Source organism: Streptomyces sp. NPDC026062, from assembly GCF_055568375.1.
Map to the genome: position 1 here is coordinate 25,068 of NZ_JBVHOQ010000049.1, position 20,093 is coordinate 45,160.

Consider the following 20,093-nt stretch of genomic DNA (forward strand, 5'->3'; position numbering starts at 1 on the left):
GGTGCCGCGCACGGGGGCTCATGCGGCCGTGGGGTCGGGTTGCGCCCAGGTGGTTTCGGCGGCGAGACGCTCGGACCACTGGATGCCGTCCTCGTCGAAGGCGGCGTCGGCTAGGCGTATTCGCTGGACCTCACCGGTTCCGGCCGGGGGGTGGGTGTGCTGGATGTCGCGCCAGAGGCGCTGCAGGGGGTACTCGCGGTCGAGGGCGTGGGCTCCGTGCAGTTCCATGGCGTCCTGGGTGGACGTCATGGCCCACTGGTGGCCCAGGTACTTCGCGTTGATCAGTTCTGCGTCGCAGGAAAGGCCCTGGTCGAGCAGGTGCACTGACTGGTAGGCCAGGATGCGTGCCGCGCGAAGGCGTGCCTCCATGTCGCCGACTCGGTCCCGCAGGACCGGCAGATCGGACAGGGCGCTCCGGTAGCGGGGCCGACCCTTGAGGTACGAGGTCGTGGTGGCCGCGACTGCCTCGTGGATGCCGAGGCTGACGGCGGCCAGGTTGGGGCGGCCGTACAGGATGCTGCTGCTCTGTGCCACGCTCAGTCCTTGGCCGACCTCGCCGACCATGTTGTCGACAGGAACGCGGACGCGGTCGAGGTCGAGGCGGCCGGCGGAGAAGCCGTGCAGGCCCAGACTGGGCCGGTGATCGGCGACGGAGATCCCAGGGCGGTCGGATTCGACCATGAACGCGGTCAGCGCGTGCGAGGTGCGCACCCCGACCTCGGCGGTGCGCGCGAGCACGAGGTGGGAGTCGGCGATGTGGCTGTTTCCGATGTGGATCTTGCTGCCGGTGATCACCCAGTGATTGCCGGTGCGCTCGGCGGTTGTCTCGATGCCGCCGATGTGCCCGCCCGCGCCCGGTTCGGTTACCGCGATGGTCAGGAGCATCGATCCGTCCACCACCCCCGGCAGCCAGCGGCCCTTCTGCTCGTGCGTGGCGAAGTGCAGCAGGGCACCGACGGGGATCAGGGTGGCCTGGAGGATGGCCGCGGCTGCCGCAGAGATGCAGCCGATACGGTGGATCAGGACTGTCTTGGCCACGTGCCCGGCGCCCAGGCCACCGAAGGCGGTCGGGACGGTGACGGCGAACCAGCCCCGCGCGGCCATCAGATCGGCGACCTTGCGCTCCACCCTGCCCGGAGCGGCTTCCATCCGTACGACGCGCGGAGCGATGTACTCGGCCGCGAAGGCGTCCGCCTCGTTCCACAGCAGTTCGTGGCGGGCGGTGAGATAGGGGTGCAGCGCCGGAGGCGGTGTGGCGGGCATGGTCGTATCCCTCTCCCTGGTGAAGTGCGTGCGGTGGAGCGGCCGGGTTTCTTAAGCCCCTCCCGGGTGGGGGTTGCGGAACGGGCTAGCGGCGGGCGGGCGCGGTGGTGATGTCATGGATCACCTGTGCACCGCTGCTGATGGTGATGTCTCTGATCCGGCGGGCGTCGCTCAGAGGCCGCTTCTCGGGGTCGATGACGCAGACCGTGCCCAGCACGGTGCCGCTCTCGTGGATGAGCGGTGCGCCGAAGTAGGACTGGATTCCGACCGCGTCGACCACATGGTTGCTGCTGAAGCGCGGGCTGGCGTGCACGTCGTGCAGCGGGAGTGCCTTCCTGCGTGCCACGACCTCCGGGCACCAGCCGTGGTTGTGGCTCATGGTGCGGCCGACGATTACGTACCCGCTGTCCGCCGGCGGCTGGTGCAGTCCGACGAAGGTTTGCCTTTCCAGGAGCAGGTTCACGAACCCGTACAGAAAGCCTGCCCGTTCGGCCATGTCGCGGGCCAGGTCGTCGAAGTCCTGGCTGGGAGTGGTGGACACGCCAAGGCGCTCTAGCAGCTCGTACCGCTGCGCCAGTTCGCTCGCCTGCCGAGCCGTCGAACCGGCAACGGCGGCGCCAGTCGGGATCGGCAGCACGTGGGCGCCGTCACGCATGCCGCGTTGAGGCAAGGACAAAGCGGGCGACGCGGGCTGGGGCACGAAGCGGGGGCCGTCGGGCTGATACGACATCAGGCGTCCTGGAGGGTGGTGGCGGATGTGGGGCGAGTGGGGTCGTCCGGTGCGTTGTTCATGGCATGGCTGACGAGGGTCAGCAGGACGCCGGCGACGAGACTCGGATCGCGGGCGTCGCATGAGACCACTGGGACGAAGGGCTGCAGTCCGAGGGCGTCGCGAACCTGTTCGGGGTGGTATCGGTAGGCTCCGTCGAAGTGGTTGACGGCGATCACGAAAGGCAGCCCGATGTCCTCGAAGAAGCTGACGGGGGGGAAGCTGCTCTCCAGTCGGCGGGTGTCGACTAGAACAACAGCGCCGACTGCACCGCGGGAGAGGTCGTACCAGAGGTCGACGAACCGGTCCTGGCCGGGCGTGCCAAAAAGGAACAACTCAAGAGGAACGGACGCGTCGGGCAGGCTGAGGCGGCCGAAGTCGAAGGCGACCGTGGTCATCCGCTTGGCCTCGACGCCCTCCAGGTTGTCCACGTCAGCGCTGGCTGAGGTCAGGTACTCCTCTGTGCTCAGCGGGGTGATCTCGCTGACCGCGCCCACGGCGGTGGTCTTGCCCGCGCCCAAACCACCGGCGATCACAATCTTCAGCACAGTCGGCGCAGCGGACTGCGCGCACGACGGACTTCGCAGATCCATGTCTGGGTCACCCGGCCTGGGGATAGATGGTGGCATTGGGCCACTTCCTCTTCAGGCCCGCCGAGAGGGCCGCCAATAGATCGGTTGTGGGTCGTTCGTCCGCGTCCGGGTCCGCGTCCGCGTCGGTGTCGGAAGAGGAATAGGCATCGGTGACGGAGACGACCAGGGCGTGGGCGTCCAGGAGGTCAGAGACGAGAATCTTGACGGCGGTGACAGGACGGCCGAGTCGTCCCGCCAACTCAGTCACCGAACGCCGGTGCTCCCGGCACAGAGTGCGGATCTCTTCGCATTCCCTGGCCTGACCTGGGCCGGGCCGTCCGGGGCCGGCCTCCAGGACCGTGTCCAGGGCCATCAGATGCCGCGGCCTGGTGCGCCCGCGTGTCAGCGTGTAGGTCCGGACGAACGTCGCATCCTCGGCTGCCTCGCCGTGGGTGCTCACCGGACCTCGTCACCTGCGCCTACTCGGACGGGGATCTTCATGTACGGGGCGAATTTCTGTACCAGCCGGCCAATTTCGAAACCGACGTTGCCCGCGTCTGCGTCCGTGGCGGCGACGACGGCGAGGATCGTGTCCACCAGGCCCCGGTCGCCGGGGCGGTTGTCGAAGGCCGCGCTGCGACCGGCGCTCTGGACGAAGAACAGGCAATCATCTCGCTCGATGATGACCTGCCTGGACGGCCGCTTCTTGTGGCTGGGGCCAGTGATGTTCGACGCGAGCGAGGCCACTCCACTGAGTGCGGCCGAGAGCTCGTCGGCCCAGTCCTTGTCGACTTCGCTGTCCAGCAGCCGCAACCCGTCCCGTGACAGCAGGACCGCGTGCATGACGCCCGGAACCTCGTTGGCGAAGTGTCGCAGCAGCCAGAGCATGTCGCCCCGCATGCCGCTTGGCGTCACCTCGGCCTTCGATTCGGACGCGCTGCCGGTCACGTGGGTCATCTCGGGGTGAGTGCTCATGGGAATCGTCGCTCCAGAAGGGAGAAGGGCTGGTGGGTCGGTTCGGGGCCACTGCGAGGGCTGGGGCGTCAGAACCTGGGCTGCTCAGCCGGGTCGGGGGGCGAGCTGGTGCTCCGGCTGGCCTGGACGCCGTTGCGGAAGGCGCCTGCGAGTCCGGGCCTCGGCGCAGTCGAGGGGGCCTGGTCCCGCCCTCGCTGGGGACGGAACGATGCGGATTGGCGTGGACGCCGAGGGAGATCGGGAGCCGGGTGCCCGGCCTCTCTGGCCGACAGCCCTCCTGCGTCCATCGGGCGTCCGACTTGGCCCGCAGAGGGTTGAGCCGCCGGAACGGGCTGTTGAGGCGATGGGGCGGAGGGGCGACTCTCCTGTTTGCGGGCGTCGGCGTAGTCGACGGGGGCGATCGCTACGAGGAGCCGGGTCGGGATGACGACCAGGGCTGTGGTGCCTTTTGTCGCGTTCTCCTGCAGGAGAACGGACAGTCCGTGCGACTGGGCGATCTTCGCGGCTACCAGCAGGCCGAGCTGTCCGGCTCGTACCTGGCCGCTGACGTCGACCTGGTCGGGGGCCTTGAGGAGATGGTTCATCTGCGCGCGGGTCTGCGGATGCATGGGGATGGCCCGGTCCTCGACCTCGATCGCCAGCCCGTTCGGCACCCGTTCCGCCCGCACGGTCACCTTCGTCACCGGATCGGAGCACTCGCAGGCGTTCTCGATCAACTCGGCCAACAGGTGCGTCAGATCCGGACCCACGTGCCCCGGAAGTCCCAGCTCAGTGCCTACCGGCCCGGCGGCGACCATGACGCGCGGGTACTGCACCACCTCGGAGATGGCGCCGCGCAGCGTGGTCGTGACGGAAACCGGCTGGCGCACGCTACGCAGGGACTGTCCGCCCAGCACCGCTGTGCTCTCCACCTGTCGGCGCACCCGTGTAACGAGGTGATCGATCTCGAAGATCTTTGCCAGCAGCTCCGGGTCGTCGGTCAGTTTCTCCAGCTGGGTCAGTGCCTCCAGCGCCTTTCCAACCAGAGCGTGTTCCCGCATGGCCAGGCGCCGGAGTACTTCCAGCAGGACGGCGGACTGGGATTCGTCGTGCACACGTATCAGCGAGGCAACGGCCTCCACCTGGAGCGCAGTCAGCGCCTTGCTCACCTCAGTGACCGCACTGGCCGGCTGCGGCATCCGCATGTCGGGTAGGGGAGGGCGAGCCCCTCGGCACAGCTCGTCCGCCGACCACAGCACCGACTTCTCGACGGCCGCCACAACCCCGGCGACCGCGGTCAGCTCAGCTGCCCGCCGTTCCTCTTCGGCCCTCTGCAGGGCGCCGGCGGCGGAGTGCGCTCCACGCGCCGCCACCAGCGCGGTGCCGGTCAGCCCACAGGCGAGGCCGGCCAAGAGCCAGCCCAGCACCACTGCGGAGGTCGACCAGAGGGCGAAGAAGGTGCCCAGCAGAGACGCAAGGAGCAGCAGGGGCAGCACCACGGCACGGCGAACGCAGTGCACGGCGAAGAGGTCGATCGGTGGAGGCCGCCGTCGGCGGTGGCCGGTCACGGCCGGCCGTGTCGGGAACGCGCTATCAGACATGGAAATCCTCGTCAGTGGAAAAGGGCTGCTAGGCGTACTGAGACGTCAGGTCCCTGCAGGCCGGTCGCGGTCGGCGTGAGGTGGAACGGGGTGTCGGAACCGCGACATCGCCTCGGTGAGGCGGCGTCCACGGTTCGGTTCCGTGAACGTGTCCGCTTCCTCGGAACTGCCGTGTGGCCACGCGGCGGATCCCGCCGCCGGGAAGACGACAGGTCATTCGGGAGATGCCACACGAGGGGAGGACTGCATGGACAGCAGGTGGAGGAGCAGGGCGCTCTGGACCAGGCCCATGTGGCTGAACGCTTGTGGGAAATTCCCGAGTTGACGCTGCTGGACGGAGTCGTACTCCTCGGCCAGGAGCCCGAGATCGTTGCGCAGCGCGAGCAGACGCTCGAACAGGGCGTGAGCCTCGTCGAGGCGGCCCGTCAGCGCCAAGGCGTCGACGAACCAGAATGAACAGAGGATGAAGCTGCCTTCGTCGCCCTCCAGGCCATCGACCCCGGCGCGCTTGCCGGTTGTCGGGTACCGGTGCAGGAGTCCGTCCGGCGTTCCCAGCTCCCGGCCCACCGCGTCCACGGTGCCGATCACGCGCGGGTCGCTGGGCGGAAGGAACCCGACCCGAGGGATCAGCAGCGTGGCGGCGTCCAACTCCTGAGAGCCGTAGGACTGGGTGAAGGTGTTGCGGACCGGGTCGAATCCCCGAGTGCAGACCTCGTGGTGAATCGTCTTACGCAGTTCGACCAGTGGGCCCAAGGCCATGTCGAGGGCCCCGGCCTCAACAAGGCGGATGGTGCGGTCGATGGCCACCCAGGCCATCACCTTGGAATGCACGAAGTGCCGGCGTGCCCCGCGGATCTCCCAGATTCCTTCGTCCGGCTCCTGCCAGCGCTGGACCAGGTGCTCGATGAGGCGCCGGTGCAGGACCGCGGTGTCGGCGCAGTGGGCGACACCGCTCTGGTGCGCGAGGTACAGAGTCTCGATCACCTCGCCGTACACATCGAGCTGCAGCTGATCTGCCGCCCCGTTCCCCACGCGCACCGGGGCTGACCCCTCGTACCCCGGAAGCCAGGGCAGCTCTCGCTCCCGCAGGTCACGGTCTCCGGTGATCCCGTACATGATCTGTAGGTTCTCCGGATCACCGGCCACCGCCCGCAGTAGCCATCGCCGCCATGCCTGGGCCTCTTGCCGCCTTCCTATCCCCAGCAGGGCGGCAAGGGTCGTGGAGGCGTCGCGCAGCCAGGTGAAGCGGTAGTCCCAGTTCCGGCTGCCTCCGACCTCCTCGGGCAGCGACGTGGTCGGCGCCGCGACGATCCCTCCGCTCGGTGCGTAGGTCATTGCCTTCAGTGCGATCGAGGAACGGATCACGGCTTCGCGGTAGGGCCCGTCGTAGGTGCACGCCTGCGTCCAGTCCCGCCAGAAGGCGAGCGTCTGGGCGAGCGCGGCCTCCGGGTCGGGAAGGTCCGGGGCGGCTGTGTGGGAGGGGCACCAACTGAGTACGAACGCCGTGCTCTGCCCGGCTGTGACGGTGAAGGAACTGACGATGACGCCGTCCTTCTCCACTTGCCGAACGCTGGTGTCGAGCCACAGCGCGTCCGCACCGGCCTCCGCGACCATGCGGCCCCCGACCTCGTGAATCCACGGGCTGACGCTGCCGTAGCCCGGACGCGGGCACAGGGCCGAGACCATCTGCACCTCGCCGGTCACGCCCTCGACGATCCGGATCACCTGGGGCGCGCCGTCGCGCGGTGGCATGAAGTCACGCACCCGGGCCGACCCGGTCGGAGTGCGCCACAGCGAGTCGAGGACGAGCGAGTCGTCGCGGTACCGGCGCTCGGCGACCGCTCCGGCGTCGGACCGACCGGCAGGCGGGGCCGGGGCGATCTGCCAGGAGCCGTGCTTCTGCGTGCCGAGCAGGCCGGCGAAGCAGGCCGGCGAGTCGAACCGTGGCAGGCACAACCAATCTATCGAGCCGTCGTCGCAGACGTGGGCACTGGTCTGCATATCGCCGATCAAGCCGTACTGCTCGATGCGCGGATGACGCTTCATCGTGTTGATCTCCGTTGGCCCCGTGATGTCAGGGGGAACTTCGGGGCCGCCGAAGGGGCCTGGAACGGCAGGTAAGGGGGACGGAGGCGCGAGAGGCTGGCTCTTTCCTAGCAAGGAGCCCTTGCCCTGAGGGGCCTCGGTCGCCGCCGGATTGCGTTGCGTGCCAGGTGCGGCGTCCCTACCGCCCTGGCCGCTCGCGGCAACGCTCTGGCCAGCGTCCGAACGGGACGGCAACGGCAGACGCATGACATAACTCCTTTTCGCATCAAACCAACTGGGCTCGCCTGCGACCGGTCCGATCCCCGAAACAGGGCCTGTCGGCGCCTTCTCCGGGTGGGCAGCACAGAAGGGCACGGCAGCGACGCTGATCACTCGACGTGATTGCGTGGTGACCAGCGAACACCTCGCCGCGACGGCTTGGGAATGACTTTCAGATGACGTTGACTCGTCAGTAACAAGGATTGGGGTGCCGCTGGAGCAGGCGGTCCTGACATGCTGGGCGTCATGGTGACTCTCGATGGAAAGCCCGTATCCGTAGACGACCTGCTCCCCTTGGCGCTCACGAACGTCGGGCACTTCACGTCCATGCGCGTCGACTCCGACGGCAGCATCCGCGGATTGACGCTGCATCTGGAACGCCTCACGCGAGACTGCGAGATCGTGTGGCATGCGACCCTGAATGCCGACCGCGTCCGCGAGTACGTCCGACAGGCTCTGGAGGGAGAGACCCTCCCCTGCGTCGTACGCGTCACGATCTACGACCCGAAGGTCGAGATGGGGCACCCGGCCGACGCCAACGAACCGCATGTACTCGTGTCCGTACGCGGAGCCGGCGCCCTGCCTTCGGCCCCGCTGCGCGCGCAGAGTCAGCTGTACGAGCGTGACCTGCCCCAGGTGAAGCACATCGGCCTCTTCGGAGCCCTTCACGCTCGGGGCACGGCTCAGCGAGCGGGCTTCGACGATGCTCTGTTCTTCGGCCGCGACGGCTTCGTCTCCGAAGGCGGCACGTGGAACGTGGCCTTTGTCGACCAGGAGGGCACCATCGTGTGGCCCGCCGCTCCCGTACTTCCCGGCGTCACAATGGCCCTGCTCCAGCAGCAAGGCGAACACCGCACCGCAACCGTCACCCTGGCTCAAGCGAAGGGTATGGCCGCAGCCTTCGCCACGAACACGTCGATCGGCGTCCGCCCCCTGGCCGCGATCGATGACACCGAGTTGCCCGTAGATCACCCCGTTTTGAGGCAACTTCAGAAGACATACCTGTCGATTCCTGGCGAGACCCTCTAGGGCATGGCCATGGCGGGGGTGACCAGGTGGACCGGCCGCGAGGCCGAGTTGCTGCGCATTGCCATGCGTAAAAGACAGAAGGACTTTGCTGACCTGGTCGGTGTGAACCCTCGCCAGATCCCCCGATGGAAACGTCGGGGGGAGACCATCGAGCTCGAACTCGACAACCAGACGGCCCTGGACACGCTGCTTGCCCAGGCCCCACCCGACGTTCAGCAGCGATTCGCCGCACTCATGACCGAACGCGCCGCTGTTGAGCACGACGAGCGCGCCGAGGAACTCCTCCGCAGAGATCCGAGTACTCGTCGGCACCCGGTCGATGGGAAGATTATGGCTCTCGTCGAAGAGGGCATCTTCCTCTGCGGGCCGGATAATCGCTCGGTGTGGCTGGAGCGCTTCCTCATGGACGTCTACCCGACGACCAACGAGGACTACGCGAAGTTCGTGCTGGCCACCAGGCACCAACCGCCTCAGCATTGGCCCGAAGGCCAATGCCCTGTCACGCTGGCCTCTCACCCCGTGGTGTGGGTGACCTGGCACGATGCGACTGCGTACGCCCGTTGGGCCGGGAAGTCTCTGCCTTCCTCCCGGCAGTGGGAGAAGGCAGCTCGCGGACCGCGCGGGCGTATCTACCCCTGGGGCAACGAGCCGACAGCGGCGAAGGCGAACACGGCCGAGTCCGGCATCGACGCGACGACCCCGGTCTCCCGTTACCAGTCCGGCGCCAGCCCGTTCGGTATTTTCGACATGTGCGGCAACGTCTGGGAGTGGTGTGGCACCGAAGAGGAGCCCGGCAACGGACGGCGTCACTTGAAGGGCTCCGCGTTCACCTCTCCGATCGAACGGGCAGCGCCTTCCCTGCTGAACGCGGCGGCTACGTCGATGAAGGACAACGACACCGGCTTCCGGTGCGTCGCTGCCCCGTAGGGCGTGGTCGGCACGCCGAATATAGACGGCATGGGCTGTCATGCCTGCCCCCGGCCAGTCTCGGGGATCACCACGGCGACGAAGCCCTTGTGCTCGAACCAGTCGAGTTCCTGCCGGTACCCCTCCATATCAGAACTGATGACGTCAGCCGTAACCACGACGACCCCATCCGCGTATCCAGCGAGGATCTGCCGCCTTACGCCGCACCAACCAGGCCGCGTCGTAGGAGCACCGGCGCCGTGGTGGTCGGCATAGGACTGGCCTGCTCCAACCTGCCAGCACTGGCGTACCGCGCAGGCCGCAGCCGCGCTGAAGGAGTGCCGGGGCTCCTGGCCCCCGAAGGCGAGCGCGTACAGACACACACGTGGCATCCGCCCGCGGGTACGAGCCCGCGCCACGATCCGTTCGAGGTTGTCCCGGCGGGCAGCCGCGAGGAAGCCGTATGCGCCCGTGCTGACGCGGAACCGGCCGGGGCTCAGCCACTCTTCGAGATCGCGCTCCCGATCCATCCAGGAGATGAGCTTTCTGGGGGCGGTGCTCTCGCGCATCACGGACCTCGGCTCTTGGCGGGGTGTGGGGGTGCCGGGCGCGGCGGCTACCTTCGCGGTCCTTGGATGGCAACGCGTCGCGCGATACAGCCAGAGGTGAGCGCCCCCAGCAGTGACTGACCGAAGCCGTGGCCCGGTCGACACAACTACCTTGCTGCGCGCGCTAATTAACATTCAAGGGAATCCCCGAAAGGGCACCAATTGGCATGTGCCACTTGGCGGACAGGGGGTGTTGCAGAGAGGACGCGTCGTGCGAAACTCCGGACAGGGAGCGCTGGCTGACACACAGGCACCGCGATCTGGGCGGCAGAGTAGGAAACTTGGTGCACTCAGCGACGAAGTGAGGGGACAGGTGGCGGCACGACGAGGACCCACGTACCTGCGGGTCATGCTCGGCAAGGAACTGCGCGTACTGCGCGAGCGGAAGAAGAGGCAGGCCGAGGATGGCGGCGAGGCGGACTCCTATACCGCCGAAGCTGTCTCCACGAAGCTGGGCTTCTCTCGCTCGAAGCTCAGTCGGGTGGAGGCCGGCGAGATCCCGCTCCCGAAGTTGGCGGACCTCGAAGCGTTGCTGGACGAGTATGGCGTCATAGAGCCGAACGACCGTGACGTCCTACTCCAGATGCAGCGCGACTCCTTGAAGAGCGAGCCGTTGACGACCTACAGGAACGTGCTTCCCTCGGGAATGCCCCGCTACCTCGGCCTTGAGCGCGAGTCGGTGCGCATCCGAGGCTTCGAGAACAACGTGGTGCACGGCCTGCTCCAGGAGGAGAAGTACGCGAGCGCGCTGATGGGCTCCGCCAAGGTCGTGGAGGAGCGGACGACTGACGCGGTCGAGGGCAGCGTGCAGGCCCGCATGGAGCGCAAGGCTTTGCTCGACAGTGGGCGCGAAGTGCACATCATCCTCACTGAGAGCACGTTGCGTACGAAGATCGGCAGCCCAGAGGTGATGCGCCGCCAGTACGCGGAGATCATCCGTCTGTGCGAGCAGGACAACGTCGAGGTGCAGATCATCCCCGAAGCCCTGGCCACCTATCGTGCAGCGTTCTGCTTCACGGTGCTGGAGTTCGATGAGTTGGACGCGGTCGTGCAGAGCGACGGCCACAGATCCATCACCATGTGGTCGAAGCCCTCCGATGTGGGGCAGTACCAGAGGCAGTTCGATGCCATGGTTAAGGCGGCGCCAGGGCCCTCCCAGACGCCGTCATTCCTGATGGAACTCGAGAAGAAACTGTGGAAATGACTGATCACACGAAGCCCGTCCCCTCCGAGGGGCTCGCTCCGGAAGGTTCTTGGGTCAAGTCTTCGTACAGCGACCAGGGCGGTGGTAACTGCGTGGAGGTTGCCCATCGAGGCGAACTGATCGGAGTCCGTGACTCCAAGGACAAGCAGGGCCCGGCGCTGGCACTACCTCACGGTGCGTACGCCTCGTTCATCGGCACGGTGAAAGCCGGCCTCGTGGACTTCGACGTGGTCGACTGACTTTCCGCTGCACCTCGTCCGTGCGAGAGCGGTCCGCATTCCCCGCCCATGGCGGGGGATGCGGAGCAGGCTGAGCGCAGCCTGAGTAGGTGACAGCGGGTTCAATGCAGCCACGACTGCGGGTGCGGTCGCGATAAGGCTTCGGGGTTGCCGGTTGACGCTCGCTTTGTGGTGGTCTGTCAGGGGCGTGGCGGGGGCGGGACGTGACGGGCACGGCGTCCGAGGCCACGGAGTTCTCTACGCCCCGTGATCCGAGTGGAATACCGTGCGTGCCCACACACCATCGCTGATCCCGCCTCCCCTTGACCGACTGCGCGACAAGCTGCAGGTCGGACCGGAGCGGCCTCGGGTGTGCGGGGACACGTCCGGGGCAATCAGGGACAGTTGCCGACGGTGTCGCTCACAGGCCGGCACCCTTCTCGTTGACGAACCCCTCGTTTTGGGACCTCCCCTGAAGGGGACATAACGATGCCACGCTTTCACGGATCACTTCGCTGCTGGCCCGAAGCGCACTAACTACCGTGGCGACCAGGGTCGGAGGTAGCCCTCCGTCGTCCAGCCCGCACGCGTGGACCAGGTCGCGGACAGTGTTCGTTCTCCCAGAGGGCATCAGGTTGGTGAACCAGGGGTTGGCAAGGCACTCACGGGCGGCGTAGCCGTCGGTCGCGGCCATGGTCCGGCGGTGCAATTCCTCGGCGACGTGATGTGCTGCGGGGCTGTCGGTCTGGTCGAGGAGGTCCAGGACGGTCAGCCCGAGGCGTGTGTCGAAGACGGTCGTGCCGATGTCGGGTTCGCGCTGCACGTAGGTGTTCACCAGCTCGGGGAGGAGGCCGTCGACGGGGCGGTGGGCGGCTCGATGGCACAGCACGGCCAGGCAGGCGGTGACGGCGTTCTCCCAGGGTTCGCCGGGTGTCGTCTCGGCGACGAGACTGGCGGCGTGGTCGGCGTCGGCGTGAAGGGCGGCGAGTACGGCGACCTGCCGGCCGTCCAGCATCCGCAGTCCGAGGCCGCGGTGCTGCTCGATGTGGGCCAGGGCCTCGGTCCAATGGCCGGCGACGGTCAGGGTGCGGGTGCCGTCGGAGAGGATCACCCGCCAAAGCCAGGCTCGTACCTCGTCGCGGTCGGCGTCGCTGGTGGTCAGTTCCGCGGGGATGCGAACGCCTTCGAACTCGGCGGGGACAGAGCTGCTGACGGCATCGAAGAGTTCGAGGAGGCGGTGGCGGCCGTCTTCGGTGTTCCCGGCACGGATCTGGAGCCGAGCGAGGTTGACGACGGGTTCCAGGGCTCGGATCGCGGTCATGCCGGGGAGGGGGGTGGCGTGGAGGTAGGCGGCGGCGTGCTGATGGCACCACTGGCGAGCGAGGTCGGGCAGGCCGAGGTCGGAGGCAAGGAGCGCGGCCTGGTTGTAGACCGCGGACGCCAGGCCCTGGTCCGCCTTTGTTTGGGCCGTGGCGGAGAGCTCGACCAGGGCGCGGACGCGCTGCGGCAGTGGCAGGCAGGCGGGGCGGAAGCGGGAGATGAGGGGGAAGCGCCGGGCTATGGAGGCGTACGGGTCCATGGGGACTCCCGGGTAGGGAAACGGGGGAGCGGGGTGGGGGGGCGCCCGCGGGGGGGGGGGCCCCCCCCGGGGGGGGGACACCGGTAGAGCCACCCCCGTGGGGGGGTTTAGAGTGAGCGCACACCCGGGGGGCTGGTCGGGGGGGGGGGGCGCGCGGGGCCCGTGGCGGGCTGGGGGGGGCCGCGGGGCCCGGGGGGCCCCGGGGGTCGCACCCGGGGGGGGGGGGGGGCGGCCCCGCGGGGGGGGGGGGGCCCCGCACCTGGGGGTTACTGCCAGGTGACGAGCACGCGGTTGAGCGGGGTTTCGAGGACGAACGTGCCGGGCTGCTGGTCGGTGGGGGGCGCGTCGAGCGGCAGGAGCTCGAAGGTGGCTTCCCGGCCTCGGTACTCCCGGTCCCAGGTGCGGATGGCGTCGGTGACCTGGGAGGCGAGTTCCTCGGTGCCGGGGCCGTGGCCGACGACGCCGAACTCCCAGAGCTTGCCGCCCTCGGGTGTCTTCTCGTCCAGCAGGCGCCGGGTGAGGTAGGTGAGCGCGCCCTTGTCCACGGCGGCCGTGGAGGAGGGATAGGGGTCCTCGGTGAGCACGGTGCCCTTGGCGGTCTGGGGGAACAGCATGCGGATCAGTCCGGAGGGCAGGGAGCAGGAGACGAAGAGCTCCATCCACTCCGGGCTCTCCATGGCGCGGACCTTCATCTCGGTCCACTGCTCGGTCCGCGGCTGTTCCAGGACCCCGGCGAGGGCGTCGGCGTCGATCTGCTGTCCGGCGGGGGCCTGGAGGCGCACGGTGCTCTGCGTGGAAAGAGGGATGACGCGGCGGTCGTCGTCGGCGATGCCGCGACGCAGTGGCATGAAGGTGTTCATCTGCGAGCCGGACGAGATCCAGCGGCCGTCGCGCTCCTGGTAGACGATGGAGCGCGAGACGCTTCCCGTGAGGCGCTGGGGCGTGACGAGCCGGCCGCCGGGGGCGAGCTGTTCGAGCCAGGCGGGCGGGATGCCGTGAGCGCCGACGGTGGCGATGATCCGGTCGTACGGTGCTCCCTCGGCGTGGCCCAGGGCGCCGTCGCGGGTGAGGGCCTGGACGTTGGTGAAGCCGGTGTCGGCGAGGTGGGCGCGGGCGCCTTCGACGAGGTCGTCGTCGACGTCGATGGTGGTGACGTGTCCGTCGGGGCCGACGAGGTGCCCGATCAGGGCGGCGTTGTAGCCGGTGCCGGCACCGAGTTCGAGGATGCGCTCGCCGGGCTGGGCCTGGAGCTGGTCGAGCATGAGGGCGACGACGCTCGGCTGGGAGGCGCAGGAGATCGACGTGCCGTCGGTGTCGTACTTGATGTTCACCGGCGCGTTGGCGTAGGCGTCGGTGAGCGGTGCGTCGGGGACGAACCGGTGCCTCGGGACCGTGCGAAGGGCGTCCTCGACGGCGGGGGTGCGGGCGTGGCCCTCGGCCTGGATCTGGTCGACCAACGCGTTGCGCAGGCGTTTGGCTTCGGCTTCGGGCGTGATGAGCGTGTCGGTGTTCACCAGGCTGACGCTATCGGCGGCGGAGTCGTTCACCGCTGCGGACGCGGTGTTGTCACTCGATCCCATGACTACCTCTCGTGCGATGTGGAACAAGGCGTGCTGATCTGCGGAGGGCAGGCCGGCACGGTTGGCGTGGAAGATCACGTGATGGGCGACGACGGCGCGCAGGCCACGGGTCAACTCGCCCTGTGCCGCCAGGTAGGCCAGGGTCGTACCCGCTCGTTCGAACGCGGCGACCCACTCCGCTTGTCCGTCCAGCGGACCGCCTGCACGGCACAGGCTGCGCGCCTCGGTGGACATCAGCTTCCGCACGGCCGGCAGCAGGGCGACGGACTGTTCGCGGCCGGGGCCGGTGACGGCGGGACGCAGTTCGGCGCCTTTGCTCCACACGTCGCCCTGCTCGAACCAGTCGAGGTTCGCGGCGCGCATCATGCTGCTCATCAGCAGGACGGCCGTCTCCGACCTTCCCAATCGGCCGGGGCCGGAGGCGTAGGTGAGGAGTTGGCGGCTGTCCTCGTGGAAGAGGTCGTGCGCGGCCTGCATGGCTGCCGGGCCGCCGAAGGCGTCGGTCTCCGGCTCGTAGATCCCGGTCGTCCAGGAGGACGCGATGCCGTCCGCTACCAGGTCTTCCAGCAGCGCCGCTACGGCCGGGGCCGGTTGGTCGGCCAGGTAACGCAGGGGCCAGGGCTGCTTGTTCATGTACCACCAGCCGCTGAGCTGCAGGTCGGCTTCTGCCTCGATCAGGACGGGGGCGAGGCGGTCGGTGATGGCGGCGCGCGCGGTTTGCCGGTCGGGGAAGGTGATCTGGTGCTGCTGCCAGTGGTGGGCGGGCATCAAGGTCCTCTCGGGTTCAGGCGATGAGTAGGAAGGCGTCCCAGTGGGTGTGGGGCGCGGTGGTGCCGGAAGCGGTGAGGAGGCCGAGCCCGATGCCGGCGGCGCCGTCGAGGAGCCCGGCGCCGGCGGGGCTGTCGACGAGTGCCGCTCCGGCTTCCTCGGGTTTCGAGCCGAGTGGCAGCAGGGGGGCGAGCAGGTCGGGCAGAGCGGCGCGGAGCTGGTTCGCGGTTTCGGGTGCGGCGTCGGCGGCGGTACGGACGGTGAGGTGGGCGAGTCCGGCGAAGCCGTGGCACAGGCCAAAGTCCGTGGTGGCCCGTAGCTGGTCGGGGTCGGTGACGGCGTCCAAGTGGGCGTGCTCGGCGACCGCTCGGCGGGCGGGATCGCCGAGGGCGAGGGCGGCGAGCTGTTGGGCGCGCGCTATGCCGGCGGTTCCGTAGCACCAGGAGGGCCGCTGGGGACCGGCGGGTGCGCGCCAGCCGGTGCGCAGCTCGTCACGGGTGATCCAGTACGGCCAGGTTCGGCCCGTTGAGGCGGCGGTGGTCCAGCGGTCGAGCCAGGCCAGGACGGTGCGCATGGCCTGGCGGTGGCCTCTGACCGTGGTGCCGCGACGGGCGCAGAGCGCGAGCAGGGCCAGGACGGAGCCGATGCCGTGGGCCATGCCGGTGTTGCCGTGGCCGCCGGGAAAGCGGTCGTCCGGCTGCCCGGAGGGCCCGGTGAGCGTCCACCACCCCGGCAGGGTGTCCACGTCCTGGGTGATCGGTTCGGTCAGGCGTACGCAGTAGTCGAGGACCGATCGCAGGGCCGGGCCCGCCGGGTCGCGGCGCAGGAGGTAGCCGCCGAAGCCGGTCAGCCCGCGAATCGCGTCGAACTCGGCGAGCGCCGGGAGCTGTCCGGTGTCGATCCGGCGGTGCGCGGCGTTCAGGCGGCGCTCGACGTCGTAGTGGAGCTGCCGGTCCAGCAGGGCGAGGTCGCGTGCGTAGGCGCCGGGGAGTGCTTCGGCGGCGCAGGCCAGGACGTGCGCGAGTGCGGGGGCGCCGTAGAAGGGGTGGCTGTCGGTGCCGCTGGTGACCGGCCGGCGGGTGGCGGTCGCGAGCCAGTCGTGGGCGCGTTGCCAGGGCCCGAGGCCGGCCGCGGCCCGCTCGATGTGCAGCAGAGCGATGCCGATCGGGCCGAGAGCAAGGTGCTGCCGGGCGGTCTCCGTGTTCACCGGGTCGGGCGCGGTGGCGGGGTGGGCGAGCCTGTCGGCGATGCCCGCCGACAGGCCGAGGGCGGTGTCGTGGTTCACCGGGCCCTCCTGGGGCGGGAGTTGAAGGCCAGGGCGGCGGCACGGGCGAGGCGGAGACAGATCTTCTCCTCGGGGAAGTTGACCGCCACGTGCCGCACGAAGTGGGTGTGCTGCAAGGAGGTCAGGACGTCGTCCAGGGCGATGCCCTCGGTGTCAGGGCCCGGCAGGTGCGTGCGGTAGGCGGCAAGCGCGGCATCGCGGTCGGCCCAGCCCGACACGATCGCCTCGCCGCCGGGTACCGCGCGGAGCGCGGCCCAGTCGTCGTGCGGGTCGGCCAGGCGGACGGCCTCGGCGAACTGCGGCCTCGGGACCGGTTCCGGCGCCCGGTGCGGGATGTGGTCGATCAGCCAACGCGCGCCGGCACGCTGGCCGCCGAGGAACGCCGAGGTGATTGCGAAGGTGTGGGCGGCCACCAGCGTGCGCTGCTGCGGGCGCCGGAGCTGGGAGAGTTGGGCGACGACGGCCCGCGAGTCCGTCCGGAACACCTCCTCGGCGGCGTCCCAAGCGCTCCCGGAGCCCCAGCGGCCCATCTCCCGGTAGGACGTGGGGTACCGCAGATCCGCCAGCAGCCCGGCCGTGCGCAGTTCGTCGGCCCACGCGCTCACCGTACGGGCGGCGTCCGCGAAGCCATCCGGGTCCGCCAGAGCGATGCGCAGGCGAAGGTGCTGGTCGGGGTCGCGGAACCGGATGAACCACCACGGGGGAGAACCGAGCCGGCGGATGAGGTCGGGGACGTGCCGGGCCAGTACGGCGTCCTGCCGGCGCAGGTCCCCGTACAGGGCGGCCAGCAGCACCGACGACGCGCCCGGCGTCTGCGACTGGGCCGGGGTGAGGACGCGGGCTGGGCTGGGCTGGGGCAGCGGCGGCCACGCGGCGGCCAGGGTCGCCTTGAGGGGGACGATGATCTCGTGGGCCCGGCCCTGGCTCCAGCCGTACGCCTGCGGCCCCGGTGCTTCGGTGAGCACCACGGCCGAGGCGCGGTCGAGGTGCTGGCGCATCAGACTGCGGTGGGCGGCCTGGGCGAGGTCGAGGGGCAGAAGCCGGTCGCCCTGGACGAGCTGCACGTGCTGAGGCAGGCGTCGGCGGCTGTGCCACTCACCGAGCGCGAGGTTCCACTCCGCTGTGGGACGGTCCGGGCCGGGCAGGTCGGCCGCTTCCAGCCGCCACCGGGCCGGGGAGAGCACGATGCGGCCATAGCGCAGGCGCGGGAGGAACGGTGCCGTCGCGGCGGCACCCCAGTCGAATGTGGTCACCTGGGCGCACTGGCCACGGGACAGCTCGGTGAGCAGCCGGGCCAGCGGCGGCGTGTGCTCGGTGAGGTTGAGTGCGTGCATGCCCACGGCCTCGATGCGACGACCGAGAGCCGGGGCGGCCAGGTACATCCGGCGGCCGTCGCAGGCCACCGCGATATCGGCCGGAGTGAGCACACCCTCCTCGGGCGGTCGGTGCTCTTGCAGGCTGATCAGCAGCGGCAGGATGCGAGGGGTCCGGGTGACGTGCGCGGTGTCGGCAAGGAGCGGGGGGAAGGAGAGCTGGGCGGGGTCGGTGCCGAGATCGGCGGTGGGTAGGTCGGCCAGCTCCCTGGCCAGTGCCTTGCGCGCGGCGGGATCCAGGACATCGGCGAAGCGGCCGGTGCTCACCCCGGCGCCCCGGGACACGCTCGTGACCTCCACGGTGAACCGGCCGCGCTGTACCTCGTCGATGCTCGCCGCGTGCAGCCGCACGCCGATCTCCAGGTGCGGCGGCACCCGCGGGTCCGTCGGCCCCACGTCCAGGGCGTCCACCATCTCGTCGGTGAGCACCACCTCGTCGTGCCCGTCGAGCGCGGCGGTTTGGGCGAGGCGGACCAGGACGTCGTCGCGAGGGGAGATCCGCCGTCGTCGGGCGCCGGCAGGGGCCCCGGGGTAGCCAGCGGGGTAGCCGATGCCGCTGTCGGCGACGACGTCGAGGAGGGACACCATCGTGCCGATGCCGTACCGCTCATAGAACCGCTGGTGGTACTCACCCAACCCGCGAGCCCCGTACGGGCGGGCGCTTAGCCGGGTGAGGACGGTGGCGGCCCGCTCGACCTCACGCGCCACTTCGTCCGGGAGTTGAATGTGTGCGTCGAGGCGGAGGTCGAGCGCCAGCGGGTGACGCCGAAGGCCCGGAACCAACCGCCGCATCCGGGCAGCCACATCTTCCCGGCCATCCGCCGAGACGCATCTCGGCAGCGCTGCGTGTACGGCCCGGAGGCCGTCGATCGTCCCGGCGAGCGGGGCAAGGACGCCGGTCCGGGCCGCTTCGAGCTGGGCGAGGACATAGCCGAGGGCGTCGGTCTCGGTTGCCGGCGCCTGAAGGTTCGTGATCAGCACGCGCCTCCGGATCAGCTCGACCAGCAGCCCGTGGACCCGCTCGGGCACCACACCGGGGTACTCCGCGCCCAGCTTCTCGGCCAAGTCCTCGAACCGGACCGGCTCCTCCGCTGCGGAAAGAGCACTGCGCACCGGCGCGGACAACTCGATCGACGCCTCCACCGCCCGCCGACCGTCGTCCTGGTACGGGACGACCAAGAACCCGTCTCGTACGAAGGCCGTGCTGTTCACCATGACTGACAGCCACGGCAGCAGCTCTCCACTGTTCTCCAGCTGCTCGACCAGCCGGGACAGCCACTCGGCACCGGCCCGCGCGATGACCACATGATCTTCGCCCCAGGCAGCGGCCGTCCGGTCGCCGAAGGCGGCGGTGGTCACACCGGCGAACAGACCGAATGGCGTGGACCGGTGCCCAGCCCTCAACAGGTATCGGGCCAGAGAGAGGCCGGAACGCCGCACGTCCCGCCCGGAGGGAGCCCGAGACGCGCACAGGGCCTCGATCTGGGCCCCCAGGTCCGGGCTGGCGTGCCGTACGGTCTCGGCCAGCGCGGCATTGCTCCAGACAGCGCGCACCCACGCCAGCCGTTCGGCGGTGATGTCCTCCTGACCGGTGACTCGCAGAGACCGGTCGTCGAAGTCCGGGAAGGGAGTCTCGGCCGTGGCTGGTCGTGCGACCGCGCGAACGAGGGCGATCTCCCCGGCCCGGAACGCCGGTGGTGCAGTCACGAATGCCTCCTGGAGCCGAGCGGGAAGGGCAGCCGGGGCCGACACACCATCGGTGTGGCGGCCCCGGTCAGGTCAGGCCGGGTGGACCGGGTCAGGCGACGTTGGTGGTGCAGGCGCCGCAGGTGGTGCCGCAGTTGTCGTCGGTCAGGTTGGTCAGCCCGGCGGCGTCGGAGACCTCCAGGAGGCTGACGTTCAGGGTGAACCCGTCCTCTTGGGTCGCGGCCTCCTGGATCTGGGTGGTGCTCTGCGTGATGGTGCGCGTCATGTCAACTCCTCATTGATGGTTGAGCGTTGCTGAGTCGGTGGCGCTGCCAGGGGCGGAAGGCCGGAGCGCAGCCGGAGGGCTGGCTCCGTCCGCCGGGTTCTGGCCAAC

17 protein-coding genes are annotated in these 20,093 nt (G+C 69.5%); 4 read left to right on the forward strand and 13 right to left on the reverse strand.

Annotated features, from left to right (window positions below; translation table 11 throughout):
• Positions 1–18 precede the first annotated feature (18 nt).
• The 7 genes from ACZ4LX_RS32585 to ACZ4LX_RS32615 form a co-directional block, all read right to left on the reverse strand.
• A complete protein-coding gene (locus tag ACZ4LX_RS32585; protein WP_467650521.1) occupies positions 19–1,263 on the reverse strand; it encodes an acyl-CoA dehydrogenase family protein in 1,245 nt (414 codons plus the stop codon).
• 85 nt (positions 1,264–1,348) lie between these two features.
• The gene (locus tag ACZ4LX_RS32590; RefSeq protein WP_467650522.1) at positions 1,349–1,993 is read right to left on the reverse strand and encodes a GAF domain-containing protein; all 645 of its coding nucleotides are present in this window, start codon (positions 1,991–1,993) and stop codon (positions 1,349–1,351) included.
• Positions 1,993–2,625, reverse strand: a complete 633-nt coding sequence (locus ACZ4LX_RS32595) for a GTP-binding protein (protein ID WP_458336844.1) — start codon at positions 2,623–2,625, stop codon at positions 1,993–1,995. The genes ACZ4LX_RS32590 and ACZ4LX_RS32595 overlap by 1 nt, the downstream gene beginning before the upstream one ends.
• Positions 2,626–2,632: 7 nt before the next feature.
• Positions 2,633–3,064 (reverse strand): DUF742 domain-containing protein, encoded by a 432-nt coding sequence (locus ACZ4LX_RS32600; RefSeq protein WP_467650523.1) that lies wholly within the window; start codon positions 3,062–3,064, stop codon positions 2,633–2,635.
• Positions 3,061–3,579, reverse strand: a complete 519-nt coding sequence (locus tag ACZ4LX_RS32605) for a roadblock/LC7 domain-containing protein (protein WP_467650524.1) — start codon at positions 3,577–3,579, stop codon at positions 3,061–3,063. Before ACZ4LX_RS32605 ends, ACZ4LX_RS32600 begins: the two co-directional genes overlap by 4 nt.
• Before the next feature lie 68 nt (positions 3,580–3,647).
• Positions 3,648–5,159 (reverse strand): sensor histidine kinase, encoded by a 1,512-nt coding sequence (locus ACZ4LX_RS32610; protein WP_467650525.1) that lies wholly within the window; start codon positions 5,157–5,159, stop codon positions 3,648–3,650.
• Positions 5,160–5,372: 213 nt separating this feature from the next.
• Positions 5,373–7,205 carry a glycoside hydrolase family 15 protein gene (locus ACZ4LX_RS32615; protein WP_467650526.1) on the reverse strand — a complete coding sequence of 611 codons (1,833 nt, stop codon included), beginning with the start codon at positions 7,203–7,205 and terminating at the stop codon, positions 5,373–5,375.
• A gap of 504 nt (positions 7,206–7,709) precedes the next feature.
• On the opposite strand from ACZ4LX_RS32615, the gene ACZ4LX_RS32620 reads away from it, so the two are divergent.
• Entirely contained in the window at positions 7,710–8,492 is a 783-nt protein-coding gene (locus ACZ4LX_RS32620) for an aminotransferase class IV family protein (RefSeq protein ID WP_467650527.1), read from the forward strand.
• A gap of 3 nt (positions 8,493–8,495) precedes the next feature.
• Positions 8,496–9,419, forward strand: a complete 924-nt coding sequence (locus ACZ4LX_RS32625; RefSeq protein ID WP_458336850.1) for a formylglycine-generating enzyme family protein — start codon at positions 8,496–8,498, stop codon at positions 9,417–9,419.
• A 38-nt stretch (positions 9,420–9,457) separates the two neighbouring features.
• Here the strand turns inward: ACZ4LX_RS32625 and ACZ4LX_RS32630 are convergent, their stop codons facing one another.
• Complete coding sequence (locus tag ACZ4LX_RS32630; RefSeq protein ID WP_467650528.1) at positions 9,458–9,967, reverse strand: hypothetical protein; 510 nt, start codon at positions 9,965–9,967, stop codon at positions 9,458–9,460.
• Between the two features lie 388 nt (positions 9,968–10,355).
• Here ACZ4LX_RS32630 and ACZ4LX_RS32635 point away from each other — a divergent pair, with 388 nt between their 5' ends.
• Positions 10,356–11,210 carry a helix-turn-helix domain-containing protein gene (locus ACZ4LX_RS32635; RefSeq protein ID WP_458336852.1) on the forward strand — a complete coding sequence of 285 codons (855 nt, stop codon included), beginning with the start codon at positions 10,356–10,358 and terminating at the stop codon, positions 11,208–11,210.
• Complete coding sequence (locus ACZ4LX_RS32640) at positions 11,207–11,449, forward strand: DUF397 domain-containing protein (protein ID WP_458336853.1); 243 nt, start codon at positions 11,207–11,209, stop codon at positions 11,447–11,449. The genes ACZ4LX_RS32635 and ACZ4LX_RS32640 overlap by 4 nt, the downstream gene beginning before the upstream one ends.
• Before the next feature lie 400 nt (positions 11,450–11,849).
• Here ACZ4LX_RS32640 and ACZ4LX_RS32645 read toward each other — a convergent pair whose 3' ends face one another.
• From ACZ4LX_RS32645 to ACZ4LX_RS32665, 5 genes are all read right to left on the reverse strand, one after another.
• Entirely contained in the window at positions 11,850–13,007 is a 1,158-nt protein-coding gene (locus ACZ4LX_RS32645) for a hypothetical protein (RefSeq protein WP_467650529.1), read from the reverse strand.
• Between the two features lie 266 nt (positions 13,008–13,273).
• Positions 13,274–15,355 carry a methyltransferase, FxLD system gene (gene fxlM / locus ACZ4LX_RS32650; RefSeq protein ID WP_467650530.1) on the reverse strand — a complete coding sequence of 694 codons (2,082 nt, stop codon included), beginning with the start codon at positions 15,353–15,355 and terminating at the stop codon, positions 13,274–13,276.
• Positions 15,356–15,371: 16 nt separating this feature from the next.
• Entirely contained in the window at positions 15,372–16,640 is a 1,269-nt protein-coding gene (locus ACZ4LX_RS32655) for a lanthionine synthetase C family protein (protein WP_467650531.1), read from the reverse strand.
• Positions 16,637–19,576, reverse strand: a complete 2,940-nt coding sequence (locus tag ACZ4LX_RS32660) for a lantibiotic dehydratase (protein WP_467650540.1) — start codon at positions 19,574–19,576, stop codon at positions 16,637–16,639. The genes ACZ4LX_RS32655 and ACZ4LX_RS32660 overlap by 4 nt, the downstream gene beginning before the upstream one ends.
• A gap of 235 nt (positions 19,577–19,811) precedes the next feature.
• Positions 19,812–19,985 (reverse strand): FxLD family lanthipeptide, encoded by a 174-nt coding sequence (locus ACZ4LX_RS32665; protein WP_458336857.1) that lies wholly within the window; start codon positions 19,983–19,985, stop codon positions 19,812–19,814.
• Positions 19,986–20,093 lie beyond the last annotated feature (108 nt).

What these genes read in the sequence shown, in the direction of transcription:
- ACZ4LX_RS32585 (WP_467650521.1), bottom strand. Translation starts at nt 1,263, where the DNA reads ATGCCCGCCACACCGCCTCCGGCGCTGCACCCCTATCTCACCGCCCGC.
- ACZ4LX_RS32590 (WP_467650522.1), bottom strand. Translation starts at nt 1,993, where the DNA reads ATGTCGTATCAGCCCGACGGCCCCCGCTTCGTGCCCCAGCCCGCGTCG.
- ACZ4LX_RS32595 (WP_458336844.1), bottom strand. Translation starts at nt 2,625, where the DNA reads ATGGATCTGCGAAGTCCGTCGTGCGCGCAGTCCGCTGCGCCGACTGTG.
- ACZ4LX_RS32605 (WP_467650524.1), bottom strand. Translation starts at nt 3,579, where the DNA reads ATGAGCACTCACCCCGAGATGACCCACGTGACCGGCAGCGCGTCCGAA.
- ACZ4LX_RS32610 (WP_467650525.1), bottom strand. Translation starts at nt 5,159, where the DNA reads ATGTCTGATAGCGCGTTCCCGACACGGCCGGCCGTGACCGGCCACCGC.
- ACZ4LX_RS32615 (WP_467650526.1), bottom strand. Translation starts at nt 7,205, where the DNA reads ATGAAGCGTCATCCGCGCATCGAGCAGTACGGCTTGATCGGCGATATG.
- ACZ4LX_RS32620 (WP_467650527.1), top strand. Translation starts at nt 7,710, where the DNA reads ATGGTGACTCTCGATGGAAAGCCCGTATCCGTAGACGACCTGCTCCCC.
- ACZ4LX_RS32625 (WP_458336850.1), top strand. Translation starts at nt 8,496, where the DNA reads ATGGCCATGGCGGGGGTGACCAGGTGGACCGGCCGCGAGGCCGAGTTG.
- ACZ4LX_RS32630 (WP_467650528.1), bottom strand. Translation starts at nt 9,967, where the DNA reads ATGCGCGAGAGCACCGCCCCCAGAAAGCTCATCTCCTGGATGGATCGG.
- ACZ4LX_RS32635 (WP_458336852.1), top strand. Translation starts at nt 10,356, where the DNA reads ATGCTCGGCAAGGAACTGCGCGTACTGCGCGAGCGGAAGAAGAGGCAG.
- ACZ4LX_RS32640 (WP_458336853.1), top strand. Translation starts at nt 11,207, where the DNA reads ATGACTGATCACACGAAGCCCGTCCCCTCCGAGGGGCTCGCTCCGGAA.
- ACZ4LX_RS32645 (WP_467650529.1), bottom strand. Translation starts at nt 13,007, where the DNA reads ATGGACCCGTACGCCTCCATAGCCCGGCGCTTCCCCCTCATCTCCCGC.
- fxlM (WP_467650530.1), bottom strand. Translation starts at nt 15,355, where the DNA reads ATGCCCGCCCACCACTGGCAGCAGCACCAGATCACCTTCCCCGACCGG.
- ACZ4LX_RS32665 (WP_458336857.1), bottom strand. Translation starts at nt 19,985, where the DNA reads ATGACGCGCACCATCACGCAGAGCACCACCCAGATCCAGGAGGCCGCG.